Genomic DNA, 18,295 nt, shown 5'->3' on the forward strand with positions numbered 1-18,295 from the left:
CCGGAGGGAGCTTGGGAGCGTGAGGCACTCTCTGCACCTCTACTCAGCGGGGATGAGCGCGGGATCACTCGCCTCAAGCGCTGAGGCCTGGATCCAATCACCACTCACTTCGAAAGTGCCGTCCCCATACAGTTGGATATGGCGTTCAGCGATGACATCAGAGCCTATCGTTCTGGTAAAGCGATAGGTGAAAGTAAGCCGGAGACCGGCGGCACCATTGCTACCATGCGACCGGTCATCATCCATAATCCTTGCACGGACTGAGAGCCCCCAACCGACCGCGTCGTTCACGCCAATATTGGTAATAGAGACATTGCCAAGCGAGGTGCCGTTATACTGCCAATCAATCTGGAACCAGGCGTTGATGTCATCGACAAGACCGCCAGCCGTTGGCCAATCATTGAGCATGATAGGTGCGGCATTCTGGAACGGTGCCGGATTGCTGGGCACAATATTGCCAGGGTGTTTGATCTCACGGAATTGATCAAGTTCCCAGCTAACATCGCCGCGATTGTCACGTATTTTGGTCAGCACCAAGCGACCTGCTGCGACACCGGCAGAGGTCCGGGTGCGGCTCGAACTTGCAGCATTGCCTGAAGCGTCATTGCCGCCGCCATCCATAGCGCGGGAACGAGGTGGAGGAGCGGGCGGCAATGCCGCCTCTTCTGACGAGTGGGGATTATCCGATCCCATGGATAGGGCCGAAGTCTGAATCCAGTCGCCCGACACTTCATAGGTCCCGTCACCGTACAGCTTGACGATACGCCGTGCGATTACCTCCGAGCCAATTGTCCGGCTGAAGCGGTAATGGAAAGTGAGCTTGAGCGCCGCTACATTGCCAGAATGGTGCACCATATTGTCGTGCATGATCTGTTCGGTAACGTGGAGACCCCAACCCACTGCGTCATTGACGCCCATATTATCAACGCGGACATTGCCTAGCGACCGACCGTCATACTGCCAGTTGACCTTGAACCATGCGCTGATGTCGTCAACCAGACCGCCTGCGACAGGCCAGTCATTGAGCGAGACCTGCTGGCCATCGCGCACGGTGCCACGGTTCTGTGGCACTTGGTCACTAGGATGTTTCCAGCCACGCAGCTGGTCGAGCTCCCAACTGACGTCGCCTTCATTGCTGGCGATGCTGTCAATGACGAAGCTGGCTGCGGCGATCGCGACGGTGGCTGTGGCGCCGCCATCCATGAGGTGTGCATGCGGCTGAGGCGCCGGTGCCAAACGAGTGGCCTCACCGCGACTGTCGCAGTCTGCGTGACCCATCGCAAAGCCTTCAGGCGCAGACGCAGTCGAGGTGTTGGCTGTTCGACCTTGTGGGATGCCGGGTGAAAGTATTTGGACAAATGTCTCATCTGCATTGCCCCGCGCGCCCAGCTCATATTCGCTGGAAAAGCGTGCGTAATCCATTGAGCTGCGGCTGCCACCATGCGCCGGATCGAGATAGCGGACGTGATATTGACCATCCAGTTCATACATCCCAACAACCAAGACGGCGTGGGTGTTGCCGGTCGCGCTACCAGTTGATTTGCCGACATAGAGTGGCCCAAAGTCAGCGATCAGATCCCAAAAGGATTCGGCCGGAAAACTCTGTGGTGGATGCGTGTTCAGATTCAGCTTGGCAGCGACATCGTCGCGCTGCGACCACGGCAAGACTTGATTGATATCGTGACCACACAAATCAGCGATCTGCTCTGGTGACATACTCACCCCATCGCGCCAGCCCACAAGCATCGCCAGCGTCGTTGCCCAACATGCCAATGGCGTTGGCTGCGCCAGCAGCTCGACTCCATCCCAATTGATGCTGCGGCTTGGTGTGCTCATCGCAACCGGCCCGCGATAATTCATTGGATCGGCAAGATTGCCATTGCTGGGCATTTGCGGCTCAGCTTGCAAAGGCGGATCGAGCACATCGAGCAGTGGAGTGACTTGGGTTTCAGGAAGGCCTAGATCAAGCGCTTGTCCAATGCGGTCAGCAAAGGGGCCACTGATCCGTTTGGCGCGCTCGCGAGACTGTCCAGGCAAATACGGCATGACCGCCTGATTGCCAGCACCATCCATTGCGGGATCAACGTGCATATCGTCACCAAACGCTCTCGCCGCTTGTTCGCGACTAGGCAGTTCGGGAATATCACCGAAACCATCGTCATAATCGGCGGAGTCGGGCAACTTGTTTGGTTCTGCACGCCCGTTTGCTGGCGATGCGGATGGCGCGCGGCGAGTTGGCTCAGCGCCCGGCGTCGCCCTATCGCCCGTCCATTCCATAATTGGAGTAGTGTTGGCCACGTTGCCACCGAAATTGCGCCGGAGCGAGCGTCCTGTGAAACCTGACAAGGAAACATAGGGGCTTCCTTCGCGGGGTACCGCATCTACCTCAAGCGGGCCGCCCTCAGCCGATCCCGTCGCAAGAGCGAAGAACAGCTTATCCTGACCGATAAAGCGCGCGAGGATCTCTGGTGGGACAACGAACACACCCTCGCCGCGCGGAATTGAGAGCATTCCATGCTCTCGGCTAGTATAGAAGTTGGCGGCAGTACGCTGATCGCGCTGGTCGGCTGCAAACAACCTTATGTTGGTGGCCAGCACCACTTCCGCCTGGGATTGTGGACGGCTGGTTTTGATCGAGAACCCAAGGATTGGAAAGCGGTCGTTTACCTGCATGCGATTGGGACGGATTTGTGCTGTCATGACATCTCACCTGTCTTTCTTGGGATGGGTTGCGCGTCGTTTGTTTTTGCGACGTGGCATTGAGCGCAGTTCGCGTGCGCGTTCTTCGAATTGGTCGGGCAAGGATCGCAATATGATGTCGAATGAAGAGCCACTTTCGACAATGGCTCTGATCGGGCCATGCTCAGCCTCATGCTCGGTCACGGCGTGGCTGAGCAGCTCTGACAACATTTTCGCGTATGAAGGGGAAATGGCAACTCGCGTGTGGATCGAGATGTCGCTTGGCACCAGCTTGGTCAGATGGCCGGAACTGCCCCAACTCGATGAGAAATTCATAGAGGTTATGAGCAACCTCAAAATAGTTGACGTAAAGCGAGACCGGATCGCCACGGCGAATTGCCACACCGTCAAGTGCCTCTGGCTCGCTCATTAGATTGTTCTGCCATCTGTCATTACGAAGCATAGACAGCAGGATCCATGCCAAGATAAAGTATAGTTGTTTTTCAATTATTTATGTGATTTGAACAATCCGATGACCTGTAACATGATACGCTGATGTTACATTCAATGTGTCACAAAGAACCGCATCCAATCAGGCGTCTGAATCACCATCTTCTCGTTTAGATTGGCTGTCTGAGATATGATATTTGGTCAGCTTTCGATACAAAGTCATCCGAGACCAGTGGAGTGATTTCGCTGCCTTTGCCTTGTTCCAATTGGTCTTCTCAAGCGCTGCCAGAAGACGCGCACGCTCATCCCTTCCTGTAAATCGATAGCTCCGCCGGAGGCGTTCGAAGGCCCGCGGAATATCGTTTACAGTGACTAAGCCGTCGGGTGGGTCAATGAAAACGCCTTCAACGAAATTGCGAACCTCGCGAATATTGCCTGGCCATTCATAGTTTGAAAGCACGTCGAGCAGCTTTGGATCGATGCCAGAAACATCTTTGCGTCGCTCGCGGTTGAAACGACTCAGGAAGTGATCGACATAAACCGCGATGTCTTCTGGCCGGTCCGCCAGACAGGGTATGTCGATCCTTGCAACATTCACGCGGTAATAGAGGTCATCTCGAAATTCGCCATCTGCAACTGCCTCTTCTACGTCAACATTGGTGGCAGCGATAATCCTGACATTGAGTTTGAGGGGTTTCGAAGCTCCGATCGGAAAGGCTTCCTTTGCCTCTAAAAGACGCAGTAGCTTTGTCTGGCTATAAGGGGACAACTCACCAATCTCGTCGAGGAATAAAGTCCCATGGTCGGCCATCTTGGCCTTTCCATCGCGCGATAAGGTGGCGCCAGTAAAGCTCCCTTTTTCGAAACCAAACAACTCTGCTTCAAAGAGGCTGTCGGGGATCGCGGCACAGTTCAATGCGACAAATGGCTTGTCTTTCCGATCGCTTGAGAAGTGTATCGCCCTCGCAAAATGCTCTTTTCCCGTTCCTGTACTGCCAGAGATTAGAGTTGGGGCATCAGACCGTGCTATTTTAGGTATTTCGGAGCGAAGTGATCGAATTGAATCACTCTTTCCTAATATATCTGTAATAGAAAGGTCCACGGCTCCTCTTCCCGCGACCAAATCTCACGCTTGATTTTGTTTTATGCGTGATTGGGAAATCGTTAAAGACTTCAGTTTCGAAGATCGATTTGAGACTATGACCCTCGATCCGAGTCGGTCAACTCTGTTAACCAGCGCTCCGTCGCGACCTGATCTCGTCCGGTAGCATATTCACTCGCGACCTATGTAAACCGTATCAGTCTTCGTGTGACAAACCTTGAAGCGGCTTCCAGTTCATCTTTCCGACGAGTGCTCCGTCTCAACCGGTCTCGAACAGATTGTCATCGGAATTGCGATCAACATATTTGTTGTAGGGGTCGATCCCGACATATGTCGGTTGCTTGTCAGTGACGATCCGAATTTGCTGCTCCCCACTCTTTACCGGCTGTCGCTCCATCAAGAGGACATTCGATTTATCGAACGCCCCGAGGCCAGGTCGGGCCGTAAACGCACCCACTTCTATCTGGTCGGCTAGCGGCGCTTCTGTCTCAGCACCTTCTCCATCGGCATAGAATTTGGCCGCGCTCACCGTGATGACTGTTTCCCATGAACCATCTGGCAATTCGCTGCTCTGTGCTTCTTCAACCTTGAGATCATACAGCGTGATCTTGCGCAGCAGATCCTCAACCAGCTGGCGCTCTTCAGTATTGCGGGCGAGGCTTTCAAAGCCCTCTACCAAATCGGTTGAGATCGCATAAGGAGGCCCCTTGAAGCGATAGCGATCGAGCAGCTCAGACAGCATCACATTGACGCGGTCTTCGCCAAGCCTGTCCTGAAGCAGATACATAACGACTGCGCCTTTGCGGTAGTGGATGTAGCCCTGATCCTCAACCTGGACGAGCGGTAGCTCTTCAATCGCTTCGCCGCCTCGTGAAGTGAGGTAATTATCGAGCTCAAATTTGAGGAAGCGCCGCATTTGGTCTTCCCCATAAATCTCCTTCATCACCATCATCGCGGAATATTGCGCCATGGTTTCGACCAAGATCGTCCCGCCCTGTTGGTTAGCGCTGATGATCTGGTGCGCCCAATATTGGTGGGCGACCTCGTGGGCGACAACATAAGTCACTGCATCAATGTCACCTTCATCAGCATAGTCGGCGACGAACCCTATACTCTCCGAATAAGGCATCGTGCTAGGCGAAAGCCTGCGCGAAACTGGCGTAGCCGGGAAACTCAATGATGCGCGCATGCGGGAACTGATATGGTCCCAAATTTGCCCGGTAGTATTTGAGCGATTTTTCCAAAGCATCGAGCATTCGCTCAACATTGGTGTCGTGCGTCTCGTGGTAATAGACCTGCAGCTCTACGCCATCGACATTGCGCGTCGCAATTTCGTAGTCGGCGGACTGAATGGAGAAGAACGAGAGGATTGGACTTTCAGAAACGAAGCGCGCCGTACGCCTGCCCCCTTCGACCTCGTCCGATACGCGCACACCCGGCGCAATGGGCGTTTGGCCAGCATCGGTCGTCACCGTGATGTCAGCTGTAACCCAGTCTGCGCCAACATAGTTCTCCTGCCTCGACGCCTCGTCTCCAAGCGGCGCAGGGCGTAGCTCAGATGGTAGATCATATTCACGGCGCGTCGCCCGATCTTGCAGCAGGCCCGAACGGTTCATGCCGATTTGCGGCGCGAATTCTGAATTGTTCAGGAAGGTGCCGTTCTTCACAAGGCGCGTATCGTTCCCGCTTGCACGGATGCCGCGTTGCCAACGCCTAGTCTCGAAAGTCAGTTCGCTGGTCGCCCCAGGGGCCAAGGGCTCATCGAACCGATAGATGCGGTACTTGAACTTCTCATCATTGGTCTCGAGCGTAGCGCCCGCCACCTCAATGCCCAGGATTTCGGCATCTGCATCTGGCAGGCGCACATGCAGATGCTCAATCACCTCGTCGGTGTCATTGAGGATCGCATAACGTCCCCTCGCCTCCATCCGTATCTCCTCAGGAAAGAGATCAACCTCGAGGCTGACTTGCGTGACGGTAAGCTGCACCAGAGTTTCGTACTGGAGGTACTTTTTCTCATATTCAGCAAGCGTCGCTTCATTGTCGTCGCTAGTCCGGTACTGCTCCACCCGATTCATCTGGTTGAACAGATAACCGCCAGTAACAGCAGCGAGCAGAACGCCAACGCCCAACATGGCACCTGCAGGCGATTTAAGGCCCTCGGGCAATCGCTTCAGGCGCGGCTTCAGCGCAGCGTCCGCGCCGCGGCGCCACAGCAAGTGCGCGAGCACAGCAAGGATCAGCGCGAAAGCGCCCCAATATAGCCTCAGCCCCCACCCAAGAGCATCCCCAACGGCGTTCCCGTTGATGTCGGAAACCGGGTTTCCGCCCGTCGAACCGTAGAGATAGAGCGGATGCTCAAAGCCCAGGCTCGACAGTACAAGCTGCGCTACGATGTAGATCACCATGACGCCCCAACCGACGAACTTATTCGGGCTAAGCGCCTGCACAAACACGGCAAGGATTGCGGTAATCAGCATGTTGATAGAAAAGGGCAACAGGTACCAATCGAGGTACTTGCCGATCTCTGGCGTGGCCCCGCGAATGGACTGGATCAGGACGGCTGACATGACACTTGCCAGAAGTGCGGTGAACAAGACGACGCCGACAGCAATCGTCTTTGGCACCATGTAACTCCACCCGGGGACCGATGTGGAATCAATCAGCTCATGCATTTTGCGGTCGCGGTCACGCCACACCAGCTCGCCAGCATAGTAGATGGCGATGATAACCGGGATGATGCCGAAACCGCCCTGCAGGATAGGAATGACCGTAAATGTCAGCGGACGACTGGGCGTGCCATACAGCTGATTGCCGAGGAGCAAAGCGCCCGATGTATTGAACAGACCGACGAGGATCAGAACGAAAAATGCCGGGTGTTTGATGACCTGCGCTACCTCGAACCGGGTCCGAGTGACCAGCCGCGCCCATGCGCTATTCTCTGGACGCAGAGCTGGGAGAGTGTCGACAATACGCGGCTCAACCTTGGCAAGCTTCGCCTGCTTTTTGGCTTCCCTCCGCAGCTTGCGCTTGGAGACGCCCTTCTCTGTGAAGCTGAAACGCCAATAGGCAAGGCCCAGCATCACCAATGCAAAGCTGATCCAGATGATACGATTAGCCAGCAATCCGCCTTCTAACGCGGGTACCAGAACATTGGATTCCGCCGCGGTCCAATAGCGGGTCGCATTAGCAAGAGCACCAAGACCAAACGGCTCAAACAATGCCGCGGTATCTTGCAAATCAGGCTAAGCCCTGGACTGCTGAAATCAGAACCGTCCAAAGGACCAGGAACGCCACAACCGCGACATAGGTGTACATCATTGACCGGGTCATGGTCGCCACTGCGAAGAACAGCGCGCAGACCATAAACATGCCTGGCAATGCGAACACGAAATAGGCGCTGGCGTAGTACGATAGCTTGTTCGGTCCGAGAGTTTCTGGATCGACCCAGGGCATAAGCGAACCGAGCCAGATCGCCAGCGGGACAGTCGCAAATGCTAGAGCCGCAGCTAAGAATGCGCCCGAAAATCGCCCAAGCAAATAGTCGAATTTCCCGACCTGCGTCGAACGGACCATTGGCCCAAAACCGCTCTCATCATCACGCACAATCACATTCGCCACAAATGCGGTAGAGACGAACATGAAAAACACCGTCAAAATCAGATGCGTCTGAATGATGGCAAGCGGGCTGTTGGCGTTAACATTTCCGCCGCTGCCGATCTGAATGTCACTGCTGGTCGCCGCACCAAAGGTGATCAGGAAGAATATGACAGCGGCAACCCAGAAAACTGGATTACGCAGCTGATAGCGCAATTCGAATGCGGTGATTTTACCGAACATTCCGATCCTCCTCAGGCCGCTGCAGAAGCAGTAGGAACATCACGGCGCGAATGCGCAAGCGTCGAGAAGTAGACATCTTCGAGGCCTCCATCGATGCCCGTAAAACCGTCTCCCGGATCGTTATTCGACAGGATGTGCACGATGGTCCGTCCGGCGAAAAGCCGGGTCGAGATGACTTCGTACTGCTCCCGCACCTTTTCGAGGTCAGAACGGTCAATCGTCTTCGCCCAGACGGTGCCACGGGCTCTTTCGATCAGGTCTTTAGGGGCGCCTTCAAGCTTGATTTCGCCCTGTACGATCACGGCCATGTTAGGGCAAAGGTCCGATACGTCCTCAACAATGTGGGTTGAAAGAATGACCACAACGTTCTCACCGATTTCGGCTAGCAGGTTGAGGAAGCGGTTGCGCTCTTCCGGGTCTAGACCGGCGGTTGGCTCATCAACGATGATAAGCTGAGGGTTGCCAATCAAGGCCTGAGCAATGCCAAAACGCTGCCGCATACCCCCAGAAAAGCTCAGGCAATGGCCTTCTTACGCACGTCCCACAGGTTCGTTTGCGCCAGTAATGTTTCGACCGTGTCTTTTCGTTCGGAGGAGGACGCGACACCTTTGAGCACGGCCATATGGTCGAGCATGTCGTAAGCGGAAACGCGCGGGTACACGCCAAAATCTTGCGGCAAGTAGCCAAGCGTTTCGCGTAGTTTCTCAGGTGTAGCGAGCACATCGATATCGCCAAATTTAATCGTGCCTTCGCTCGGTGTTTGCAGCGTGGCGACCGTCCGCATCAGAGTGCTCTTGCCCGCCCCATTGGGCCCCAACAGGCCGAACATCCCGTTGGGTATGGTCAGCGATACGTTGTTAAGGGCTCGTGTTCCGTTCCCATAAACATGGGTGACGCCGTTCAGCTCGAGCATAATACAATCCCTCCGTTTGGGAGAGAGGTATCAGGGTGTAATACATTGATAAAGCGCCTCTGTCGAAAAGTATGTGTTGTTCGACCTTGGGTCGCTTCATTGCCTTGCTTCACCCACGATGTCACATTCAGACAGACCGTGCATATTTCCAACATCTGGATCGAAACTGACAACCTGCTTCCGAGCTCAATCATCCAACCAACAAACTGTTGCCTTCCGGCTCCTGGTCCTCGCCATCCGTTCAAGCGAGTTCGGTAATGGGTGAATGCGATTCTGGAAGCCCAACGCAAAGCGATGGGTCCGGGTGCCAGCCCGTTATCTTGCGCTCAGGCAGAGCCGGCGCTGCGCTAGATTGAAAAGCTCCACGCTGGCCCTGCCTCCTCAAATGAGTCAGCTCAGTCAGCAATCCGGAGCCACTTGGGATTGAAAGTGCGAGTCAGAAGAAATGGCGTCAACAGTCACCTGAACTCCCGAAGATGTCTAACCAGCGTTCTCCACGCGTTGAGAATCGAAATGGAGCCATCTTGAGACTTGGGTTTTAATCCGAGGAAATGTCGGGATCCGGATATCCGAAGATGATCCAAACATGCACGAAATCAGCGACCGAGAAAACGGCGTTAGAATAAACCACTGGTTTTAAGAAGAAAATGGAGCGGGCGAGGCGATTCGAACGCCCGACCCCAACCTTGGCAAGGTTGTGCTCTACCCCTGAGCTACGCCCGCTCACTGACGCTCTGCGTGGATGCGATAGATTCGCTATTCCTCGCCGGGGAGGTGGGCAGCTAGCAGCGAGCACGCAGGCCTGCAAGTCTAAAAGTCATTTGCCGCAAAAAGTCTCATGGTTTGGCAACTGACCGATTGCCAAACGCGCCCGCACCAGCAAAACTCAGACCTTCACATTCATCGCCCCGCGCCCCACATTGCGTGGTGTCACAGCAATTGCGCACATACGCGCGGCACAAACAGGAGCAAACCCCTTGGCCAGCATGGGTCTCAATCTTGAAGAGCAAAAGGCGGTTGATCGGTTCCGCACTGAAGTGGTCGAGCCGTCACAGACGAAACTGGTGATCCTAGACTTTTGGGCGGAATGGTGTGGGCCGTGCAAGGCGCTGGCCCCGATGTTGGAAAAAGTCGCCGCTGAATACGCCGACAAGGGTGTGGTTCTGGCGAAGCTCAACGTCGATGAAGAGAAATTCATCGCCGGTCAGTTTCAGGTCAAGTCTATCCCGACTGTCTACGCGATGTTTCAGGGTCAGCCGGTTGCCGACCTGACCAGCGCGCGTAGCGAATCGCAATTGAAGGGTGCGCTTGATCAACTGCTCTCGCAATTGCCAATCCAGGCAGACGCGGCCGATGGCGAACCCCAAGGGCCTACGCCAGAAGAAATCGAGCAAGCCATCGGCATGGCGGAGCAATCGCTGATGGAAGGCGATGCGGACCGTGCGGCGGGCATGTTCGCACAGATCACCGAATTTGCGCCCGGCCATGCGATTGCGCATTCTGGCCTGGTCCGTGCGCTCATCCAATTGGGCAAGACCGAGGAAGCGGGCCAGGTTTTGGCTGCGATCGAAGAAGACGAGAGCCTGGCGAAAGACCCGGCGATTGCCGCGGCCAGAAGCGCGCTCGATCTTGCCGGAACGCAGGTTGACGATGGCGAGCTTGCCGGACTGCAAAGCGCCGCCAAGGCCGCACCAGAGGATATGGATGCGCAATTGGCCTATGCCGAGGCAGCATTTGCGGGCGGAGAGCGCGATACCGCGGCTGACACGCTGCTGGCCATGGTCACCGCTGACCGTGAATGGAACAATGGCGCGGCGAAAGCCAAGCTGCTGCAAATCTTTGAAGCCACCGGCCTGGAAGACGAATGGGTTGTCGCCACTCGCCGCCGCCTGTCAAAGATCCTGTTCGGCTAAGCCCAGCATGACCACCCGCCTCTCCATCTTCCCCCTGCCCGGCGCGATCCTGTTTCCAGGATTGCAATTGCCGCTGCATATCTTTGAGCCACGCTATCGCTCGCTGGTGGGTGATGCCTTGGTGCGGGACCGCAAGATCGCTCTGATCCAGCCGCAACGTTCAATCGACGGCGCACCGCTCTATACGATCGGCTGCGTCGGGCGCATTGGTGAAGTCGAGGCGATGGAAGATGGCCGCTACAACCTGATCCTTGAGGGCGAGGCCCGCTTTAAGCTGATCCGCGAATTGGATGTCGCCACCGCCTTTCGCCAGGTCGAAGGCGAGCTGATCGAAGATGACGAGAACGACGTGCTGAGCGCGATTGAGCGCGCAGGCTTTGAACAAGAGGCGCGCCGGTTCGCGAGCGCACAGGGTTACAGCGTTGATTGGGATTCGGTCGAACGGCTCGATGATTTCTCGCTCATCAATGGCGTCTCGCAAATCGCTCCGTTTGATCCCGCGTCCAAGCAGGCATTGCTTGAGGCTGAGAATATCCATGCCCGCTGCGAACTGCTGATCCAGCTGATGCAATTCTTTGGCCACGGCGATGGCGGCGAAGAGATTATGACGCTGCAATAGGTCTGGCGCGGTCCATCCGGACTGCGATTTCCTCGCTCATGCGATCAAAGATCGCCTCGCTGCGGGCGGCCACTTGGCCTTGTGGCGCATCGGATCGATTGGACCGACGACCCAGCGGCCTTTGCAACCCCAAGTCGCAGCTCAACACTGGCACCCTGCCTCCAACCGAACTAAACGGTTACTTATGAATGTTCAGGTCTTTGCCACTCGTGGTGAGCGCACCCGCGCCCACATCGTCTCTGTTGCCGTCAGCCTGTTCTGGCGCCGCAATTTCCACGGCGTTGCCGTCGACGAGGTGGCCAGCGCAGCGGAAGTCAACAAAGCCACCATCTATCGCTATTTCGCCGACAAGCGTGATTTAGCCCTCGCCGTTGTCAAACAGCATGGAGCCGCCACTCTGGAGATGGTTTTCCAGTCCAGCGCGGAGCACAATCCAGCGCCGGAGGCCCGCCTCGCAGGCATTTATTATCATATCTACAGCGTGCATGCTGAACTTTGCAAAGAAGAGGGCGATGTGCATGGCTGCCCTATTGTCGGCCTCGCGCTGGAGCTTGGCCAGGACATGCCAGAAGTGCGCGTTGAGGCAGCACGCATATTCGACGCGGTCGAGGCGCATATGCGCGAAATCGCGGCGGATGCCATTGCCTCTGGCCATGCAGCAGGCGATCCAAAGATGCTGGGGCGCACGCTTACTCAATTGCTCCACGGAGCTTTCACTTCAGCGCGCCTCTCATCCGAACCAGAACGCATTCTGGACGCCGGTCACGCCTCGCTCAGCCTGATTGGCTTTCCCGAAACAGACATTCTTGACCCGAAGGCGAATTGATCATGAACCTGCCAATATACTCCGCACTCCTGGGTACTTTCCTGATAGTTTTGCAAGTCGGCTTAATGCTGAGCGTTGGCCTGCACCGATCAAAAGGCCAATTCATTGGCAATGGCGATGACCGCGATCTGGAGCGCAAGGTGCGCCGACATGGCAATCTGGCTGAAAATTCCGGGCTTTTTCTGGCGGTAATTGCCCTGCTTGAGATAATGGTGGGGCAAACCACATATGTCTTCGCGCTATGCGTCCTGTTCGCCGTGGCTCGCGTGCTTCACGCGCTTGGATTTTCATCGCTCGCAGGGTCGCACGGCGAAGATCTTTCCGGAGGCCGCAAAGTCTTCGCAGGAATGCGGGCCATGGGCGCGATGGGCACACTGCTAACCGCGGTAGGCCTGACCTACGGGATCCTTTCAAACTTGCCCGCGGCGGTCTAACTCAGGAAATCGCCGAGCCGCCCAGTGCAAACGCACCGCGCAGGCCGTCAATCACATATTGCGCCGCGAGCGCCGCCAGCAAAACGCCGAGCAAGCGGGTAATCACCGCCTCCACCTTATCGCCAAACACGCGCATCAGCGGACCCGCCGCTACCAGCGCAATGGCCGTAATCACGAGTACCAATCCAAGCGCCGCGAACACTTCGATGGTTTGAGCGGTTCCATCCGCCTCGTTCATCAGCAGCATGACGGCGGCGATCGCGCCGGGCCCAGCAAGCATCGGCATAGCCATTGGGAAGACGGACACGTCCTCAATTTCTGGGTCGGCGCTGATCTTGTCGGCGCGTTCATTGCGGCGCTGCGTGCGCTTTTCAAACACCATCTCAAACGCGATCCAAAACAGCATCAGCCCGCCCGCAATGCGGAACGAGTTGAGCTCGATATGCAAGGCCGACAGCAGATCTTCGCCAAAGAACGCAAAGATCACGAGAATGACGGCGGCAATCCCGCTGGCCCGCAGCGCCATATTACGAGCCTGGGCGGGTGTCGCCCCCTTGGTCAAACCAGCATAAATCGGCGCACAGCCGGGCGGGTCGATCACGACAAACAGAGTGACAAAAGCCGATACGAAAAGTTCGGGCAACATGGTCCTTATTCCCTTGTCTCAAGCGCCAGGTTAAGAGACTCGTCATAGGCAGTCTGCCAGCTACCCTTGCTCAGATAGTCGAGCACAAACCGGCGGCGCGTATCGCTGTATTGCAGCCAACGCCAACGCAAAGTGCCATCGCGCGACAGCTTTCCGCCCTCGGTGTAGCCATCGCCAATTATCACAGGTGGCGGCGGCGGGATGGTCTCGCCGCGGCGCGAGCAATCGGCCACATCCGCGCGAATGGAATCGAGCGCGGTCACCACAATATCGCCCTCTTGCGGAGCCTCGCGCGGTGGCGGCTGCGGGTTGTCTGGACCGAATATAAAATAGGAGTAGCGATAGTCGTTCTCCGCCTGACGCTCCCACACGGCGATGTAATTGCCAACAATTCCATCCTTGTCGCGGAAGCGCCCCTGACTGACAGCAGTCGCCCCATCACAGCTCATCCAGACACTACGCGTGCCCCATGCAGGAGCTTCGTTGGGATCATTGTTGAAGCCGTTAGCGCTGGCCACACTAACCAGGCCTTCACCCAAATGGATTTGGCCGCCCAGAGTGGCGAATTGCTGTAACGCGGTACGGACACCTTGCTCCTTGCCGGTGCGGGAAAATGCAATCTCGGTCGCAACAATACGGCTTGGCTGAGCCTCGCCCGGTGCACCGACGAGAGCGCGGTTGATGACTTCATTTGACGGACCGCGCTGCGGAGCGCCGCAGGCTGATAACGCGGCCAAGCTGGCCAGCACCAATGTGCGATTAAATGCGCGGATCATCAACTACTCCGTTCGTGCTGAGCCTGTCGAAGCACTGTCCTTATTTCTACACCGACGCTCTTGGTAACAGAACGGCCCTTCGACAAGCTCAGGGCAAACGGGATTTTGCTTATGCTAAAGCCCCTCCGGCACGGCGAGGTCCGCATTGCGATGTGCGGCGACCAAAGTGTTGCGCAGCAACACGGCAATCGTCATCGGGCCAACCCCGCCAGGCACTGGCGTGATCGCAGCGGCCACTTCGCTGGCCTCGTCATAGGCGACGTCGCCCACAAGTCGGCCTTTCTCCGCGCCGGGTTCTGGCGGCAATCGGTTAATGCCAACATCAATCACAGTCGCGCCATCCTTTAGCCAGTCTCTGCCGATCATCTCTGGCCGACCAACTGCCGCAACGACGATGTCCGCGCGCTTAACAACGCCTGCCAAGTCCTTGGTCCGGCTGTGCGCGATAGTGACGGTGGCATTGGCATCAAGCAACAGTTGAGCCATCGGCTTACCGACAATGTTGGAACGACCAATAACAACCGCCTCGAGCCCGGAAAGGTCGCCCAGCCGGTCGGTCAACAGCATCATACAGCCCAGCGGAGTGCACGGGACAAAGCCCGATTGTCCAACCGACAGCTTAGCCAGCATTGATCACGTGGAAACCATCAACGTCCTTATCCGGACTGATCGAAGCAATGATCGATTGCTCATCGAGATGGCCAGGCAGCGGCAGTTGAACCAATATGCCATCGACCGCTTCATCATTGTTGAGCTGATCCACTAGGGCGAGCAAATCCGCCTCGCTCGTGTCTGCGGGCAGGCGGTGTTCAAAGCTTTCCATACTGGCGGCGACGGTCGCCTTGCCTTTGGAGCGGACATAGACGTTGCTCGCCGGATCCTCTCCCACCAGCACCACGGCCAGGCCCGGCTTGCGCCCGGCGGCTTCGGCAAATGCCGCCGCCGATGCGCCAACGCGCTCGCGCAATTTGGCCGCGAAGGCTTTTCCGTCAATTCGTGTGGCGGTCATTCTGGCATGCTTCCGATGAAATTGAGTGAGGTCAAACGCTGTTAATCACTGCGCCCAGAATGATCAGGATAATTTGCAGCGTGATGATCAGCACAAGAGGCGAGAAATCAATCGCACCCGTTGCTGGCATGATGTTGCGGATCGGGCGCAGCACCGGGTCCAGCAGGCTGTTAATCGAATTGTAGAACGACATCAGAAACTGATTGGATGGGCTCACCACGTTAAAGGCGAACAGCAGGCCAATCACAAATTGAATGATGATGAGCATGATCAGCGCGCTCGTGAGCAGCGAGACAATGTCGTAAACGGCGTATAATCCTTGCATCATTTGGTCTTTTCATTGGTGGGTGGGGCATCGCATGCACCACTCGGTTGAAGTCCCTAAGGCCGTATTACCCGACTAATACGCTTCATTCCAGCTTTAACAGTGGTTTTACGCGTGCACCAGCGTGCCAGCGCCGCGTGCTGTGAAGAATTCCAGCAGCATTGCGTGCGCCACCCGGCCATCCAGCACAACCGCCGCTTCACAGCCGGATTCGACCGCTGTTACGCAAGTCTCCAGCTTGGGCACCATGCCGCCTTTGATCACGCCGCTATCACGCAATGTGCCGATTTGCTCCGGATTGAGATCGGTCAGTAATTCGCCATCTGCATCAAGCACGCCCGCCACATCGGTGAGCAGGAACAGACGCGCCGCACCCAGCGCCGCCGCAATCGCGCCTGCCATCGTATCGGCGTTGATATTGTAAGTCGCGCCGTCTTCCCCGGCGGCGATAGGCGCGATGACCGGGATCATTCCGGCGGCAACAGCAGTGTCGATCACGCTGGTGTCCACCTCTGCCGGTTCGCCGACAAAGCCGAGGTCTACCACCTGCTCAATATGGCTTTCCGGATCGCGCGTGGTCCGTTCCACCTTGCGTGCGCGCACCAGCCCACCGTCCTTGCCAGAGATGCCTAGCGCCTTGCCGCCCGCCTCTGCCAACCAGCCGACCAACTGTTTGTTGATCGCGCCGGACAGGACCATCTCCGCGACCTTTGCGGTCGCTTCATCGGTAACACGCAGGCCATCCACAAAGGTGGTTTCAACGCCGAGCTTCTCCAACATCTCACCAATTTGTGGGCCGCCGCCATGGACAACGACCGGATTAATCCCGACCGCCCTGAGCAGCACAATATCTTCTGCAAAATCACGCGCAGCCTGAGGATTGCCCATCGCGTGCCCGCCATATTTCACCACAAAGGTGCGCCCGGCATAACGCTGAAAATAGGGCAGCGCCTCGATTAAGACCTGCGCCTTGGCAATCTCTTGGGCTTGCGTCTCGCTGGATGCGGTCATGGATAACGCTCTTCTTTGTTCAAATTTCGCGGGCGCCTTGAGGCCATTACAACCTCGGCGCTAAGCGCAGCGCTTAGCGGCTAACTCGCTCGCTGGAAAGCGCTGTGCAGAGCTGCAGCCACGCCAAATCGCACCTTCGGGCTTGCAATTGAATTGCATGGGCGCTTAGACCTTTAAAGCGCGGACTGCGAACTGCTCATGAGGCGGTGTATGCGTTACCCCGCCGACTGGAATTTCTGGAGGACAATATGATCACGACTCGCACTAAAGGTTCATTCACTCTCGCAATCGCAGCAGGCCTTGCCGCAGCATGTTCAGGTGGCGGTTCAGCCCCAGCTGCTGAAGAAGAAGCTGCAGCAACCACCGAAGCAGAAGCTCTCGCAGCGGCCGGTGGCGGCGAAAAAGAGAAGTGCTTCGGCGTTTCGCTCGCTGGTAAGAACGACTGCGCTGCAGGCCCAGGCACGAGCTGCGCTGGCACAAGCACCGAAGACTATCAAGGCAACGCCTGGACCTATGTTGATGCTGGCACATGTGTCGACATCGAAACGCCAAATGGCAAAGGTTCGCTGACCGAGATCACTGCCTAAGCTGGCGAATATCTGGGCAGAGGCCCGGATCTGATATGTATGAGGGCCGCTGGGAGCAATCCTTAGCGGCCCTTTGCTTTGGCAGGCTACGCTCAGGCTTTGCTTTGCCGCTTGTGGCGCTGCTACATGGCGGCGATGTTCAAACGACGATCAGGCATTTCGCGCAGAAGCTGGTGGGCAACGGCGCGTGTGATTGTGCTGGCTCTGGCCGTAACCGCGCTGTGGTGGTTCGTGTATCGCCCGCTGACCGCTGAGGGTGAATGGATCAGAATTGAGCAAGACTACGGCCTATGTGCCATGCGCAGCGATAGGGCCGTCCAAGGTTGCGTGATTGATGGCGATACGCTGGCAATCGGTTTTGGCGAACGGGCCCGACGGATCCGATTTACCGGGTTCGACGCGCCAGAACTGGACGGGGCCTGCGAGGCGGAACAGACGCGCGCCATCCAGGCTCGCGATTTCCTCCATACGTGGCTGAACGACGCGGCGTTTGAATGGAGCGGCGCGGACCAGCCGCCCTATGACCAATATAACCGCGAGCTGCGCGAGGTAAGGCGCAAGCAATCTAGCAATCGCCATGAGTACTTGGCTGAAACCATGATCGGGCGCGATCTTGCCGCCCCATCCGGTTGGGGCACGACCCCGCGCAATTGGTGCGAATGAGAGCACAGCAGCCTGCCTCTTCTCCCCCGGGTGCAGTTGCACAACCCGCACGGTTCGCTACGTAGAAGCATATAGACGCATCTCATGGGGGATCACGCAATGAACGATACCAACACCAACAGCCCGGAGCCAAGCTCTGGCAATCGTCAGCCCACGCCGCATAACGGAGGCTTTGACGCCAACCGCCCCACCATCATCAGCCTGCTCTATCTTGCTAGCTTTCTGACCGGGATCACAGGCATTGTTGGCGTTGTGCTTGCCCATATATGGCAGGGCGAAGATCAAGAACCGTGGATGGCCTCGCACTTCACCTATCTCATCCGCACCTTCTGGATCGGCTTCGTCGCCTCGATCGTCGCAGGTCTGCTGACCATCGTGCTGATCGGCTTTCTGCTGCTTCCAGTTATCGCCGTTTGGGTTGGCGTGCGCAGCGTGATGAGCTTCCTGAAAGCGCAAAAGCAAGAGCCTATGCCGGACCCAGAGACGCTGGCGTTCTAAGGCC

19 protein-coding genes, 1 tRNA gene and 1 pseudogene are annotated in these 18,295 nt (G+C 56.7%); 7 read left to right on the plus strand and 14 right to left on the minus strand.

Annotation, left to right across the window (positions count from 1 at the left end; all coding sequences use genetic code 11):
• Positions 1-39 precede the first annotated feature (39 nt).
• From AC0V6Z_RS02780 to AC0V6Z_RS02820, 9 genes are all read right to left on the minus strand, one after another.
• Positions 40-2,700, minus strand: a complete 2,661-nt coding sequence (locus tag AC0V6Z_RS02780; RefSeq protein ID WP_472639883.1) for a papain-like cysteine protease family protein — start codon at positions 2,698-2,700, stop codon at positions 40-42.
• A gap of 6 nt (positions 2,701-2,706) precedes the next feature.
• The gene (locus AC0V6Z_RS02785) at positions 2,707-3,015 is read right to left on the minus strand and encodes a hypothetical protein (RefSeq protein ID WP_472639884.1); all 309 of its coding nucleotides are present in this window, start codon (positions 3,013-3,015) and stop codon (positions 2,707-2,709) included.
• Between the two features lie 256 nt (positions 3,016-3,271).
• Complete coding sequence (locus AC0V6Z_RS02790; RefSeq protein ID WP_472639885.1) at positions 3,272-4,231, minus strand: sigma-54 interaction domain-containing protein; 960 nt, start codon at positions 4,229-4,231, stop codon at positions 3,272-3,274.
• A gap of 259 nt (positions 4,232-4,490) precedes the next feature.
• Positions 4,491-5,360, minus strand: a complete 870-nt coding sequence (locus tag AC0V6Z_RS02795; RefSeq protein ID WP_472639886.1) for a M1 family aminopeptidase — start codon at positions 5,358-5,360, stop codon at positions 4,491-4,493.
• 4 nt (positions 5,361-5,364) lie between these two features.
• A complete protein-coding gene (locus tag AC0V6Z_RS02800) occupies positions 5,365-7,470 on the minus strand; it encodes an ABC transporter permease/M1 family aminopeptidase (protein ID WP_472639887.1) in 2,106 nt (701 codons plus the stop codon).
• Position 7,471: 1 nt separating this feature from the next.
• Complete coding sequence (locus AC0V6Z_RS02805; RefSeq protein ID WP_472639888.1) at positions 7,472-8,071, minus strand: ABC transporter permease; 600 nt, start codon at positions 8,069-8,071, stop codon at positions 7,472-7,474.
• Positions 8,072-8,082: 11 nt separating this feature from the next.
• Complete coding sequence (locus AC0V6Z_RS02810) at positions 8,083-8,571, minus strand: P-loop NTPase family protein (protein ID WP_472639889.1); 489 nt, start codon at positions 8,569-8,571, stop codon at positions 8,083-8,085.
• Positions 8,572-8,585: 14 nt separating this feature from the next.
• Positions 8,586-8,984: an ATP-binding cassette domain-containing protein gene (locus tag AC0V6Z_RS02815; protein ID WP_472639890.1), complete on the minus strand. Its 399-nt coding sequence runs from the start codon at positions 8,982-8,984 to the stop codon at positions 8,586-8,588.
• Between the two features lie 648 nt (positions 8,985-9,632).
• Positions 9,633-9,707 (minus strand) — tRNA-Gly (locus tag AC0V6Z_RS02820).
• Between the two features lie 263 nt (positions 9,708-9,970).
• Here AC0V6Z_RS02820 and AC0V6Z_RS02825 point away from each other — a divergent pair.
• The 4 genes from AC0V6Z_RS02825 to AC0V6Z_RS02840 all read left to right on the plus strand — a co-directional run bounded on the left by AC0V6Z_RS02825 (position 9,971) and on the right by AC0V6Z_RS02840 (position 12,776).
• Entirely contained in the window at positions 9,971-10,897 is a 927-nt protein-coding gene (locus AC0V6Z_RS02825; RefSeq protein WP_472640827.1) for a tetratricopeptide repeat protein, read from the plus strand.
• Between the two features lie 7 nt (positions 10,898-10,904).
• On the plus strand, positions 10,905-11,516 hold the full coding sequence (locus tag AC0V6Z_RS02830; protein ID WP_472639891.1) for an LON peptidase substrate-binding domain-containing protein: 612 nt from the start codon (positions 10,905-10,907) through the stop codon (positions 11,514-11,516).
• A 184-nt stretch (positions 11,517-11,700) separates the two neighbouring features.
• On the plus strand, positions 11,701-12,342 hold the full coding sequence (locus tag AC0V6Z_RS02835) for a TetR/AcrR family transcriptional regulator (protein ID WP_472639892.1): 642 nt from the start codon (positions 11,701-11,703) through the stop codon (positions 12,340-12,342).
• Between the two features lie 2 nt (positions 12,343-12,344).
• Positions 12,345-12,776, plus strand: coding sequence for an MAPEG family protein (locus AC0V6Z_RS02840; protein ID WP_472639893.1), 432 nt, complete (start codon positions 12,345-12,347; stop codon positions 12,774-12,776).
• Position 12,777: 1 nt separating this feature from the next.
• Here the strand turns inward: AC0V6Z_RS02840 and AC0V6Z_RS02845 are convergent, their stop codons facing one another.
• The 5 genes and pseudogenes from AC0V6Z_RS02845 to argB form a co-directional block, all read right to left on the minus strand.
• Positions 12,778-13,419 (minus strand): MarC family protein, encoded by a 642-nt coding sequence (locus AC0V6Z_RS02845; protein ID WP_472640828.1) that lies wholly within the window; start codon positions 13,417-13,419, stop codon positions 12,778-12,780.
• A gap of 8 nt (positions 13,420-13,427) precedes the next feature.
• Positions 13,428-14,198, minus strand: coding sequence for a hypothetical protein (locus AC0V6Z_RS02850; RefSeq protein WP_472639894.1), 771 nt, complete (start codon positions 14,196-14,198; stop codon positions 13,428-13,430).
• Between the two features lie 114 nt (positions 14,199-14,312).
• Positions 14,313-15,207, minus strand: a pseudogene (folD, locus tag AC0V6Z_RS02855) (bifunctional methylenetetrahydrofolate dehydrogenase/methenyltetrahydrofolate cyclohydrolase FolD).
• Positions 15,208-15,238: 31 nt separating this feature from the next.
• Positions 15,239-15,532, minus strand: coding sequence for a YggT family protein (locus tag AC0V6Z_RS02860; protein ID WP_472640829.1), 294 nt, complete (start codon positions 15,530-15,532; stop codon positions 15,239-15,241).
• Positions 15,533-15,640: 108 nt separating this feature from the next.
• Positions 15,641-16,543 (minus strand): acetylglutamate kinase, encoded by a 903-nt coding sequence (gene argB, locus AC0V6Z_RS02865; RefSeq protein ID WP_472639895.1) that lies wholly within the window; start codon positions 16,541-16,543, stop codon positions 15,641-15,643.
• A gap of 251 nt (positions 16,544-16,794) precedes the next feature.
• Between argB and AC0V6Z_RS02870 the strand changes: the two genes are divergently transcribed.
• The 3 genes from AC0V6Z_RS02870 (at position 16,795) to AC0V6Z_RS02880 (ending at position 18,291) form a co-directional block, all read left to right on the plus strand.
• Positions 16,795-17,130, plus strand: coding sequence for a BufA1 family periplasmic bufferin-type metallophore (locus AC0V6Z_RS02870; RefSeq protein ID WP_472640830.1), 336 nt, complete (start codon positions 16,795-16,797; stop codon positions 17,128-17,130).
• 126 nt (positions 17,131-17,256) lie between these two features.
• The gene (locus AC0V6Z_RS02875; protein WP_472639896.1) at positions 17,257-17,793 is read left to right on the plus strand and encodes a thermonuclease family protein; all 537 of its coding nucleotides are present in this window, start codon (positions 17,257-17,259) and stop codon (positions 17,791-17,793) included.
• Between the two features lie 99 nt (positions 17,794-17,892).
• Positions 17,893-18,291, plus strand: a complete 399-nt coding sequence (locus AC0V6Z_RS02880) for a DUF4870 family protein (RefSeq protein WP_472639897.1) — start codon at positions 17,893-17,895, stop codon at positions 18,289-18,291.
• The last annotated feature ends 4 nt before the right edge of the window (positions 18,292-18,295 follow it).

The organism is Erythrobacter sp. SN6-5 (assembly GCF_057364945.1).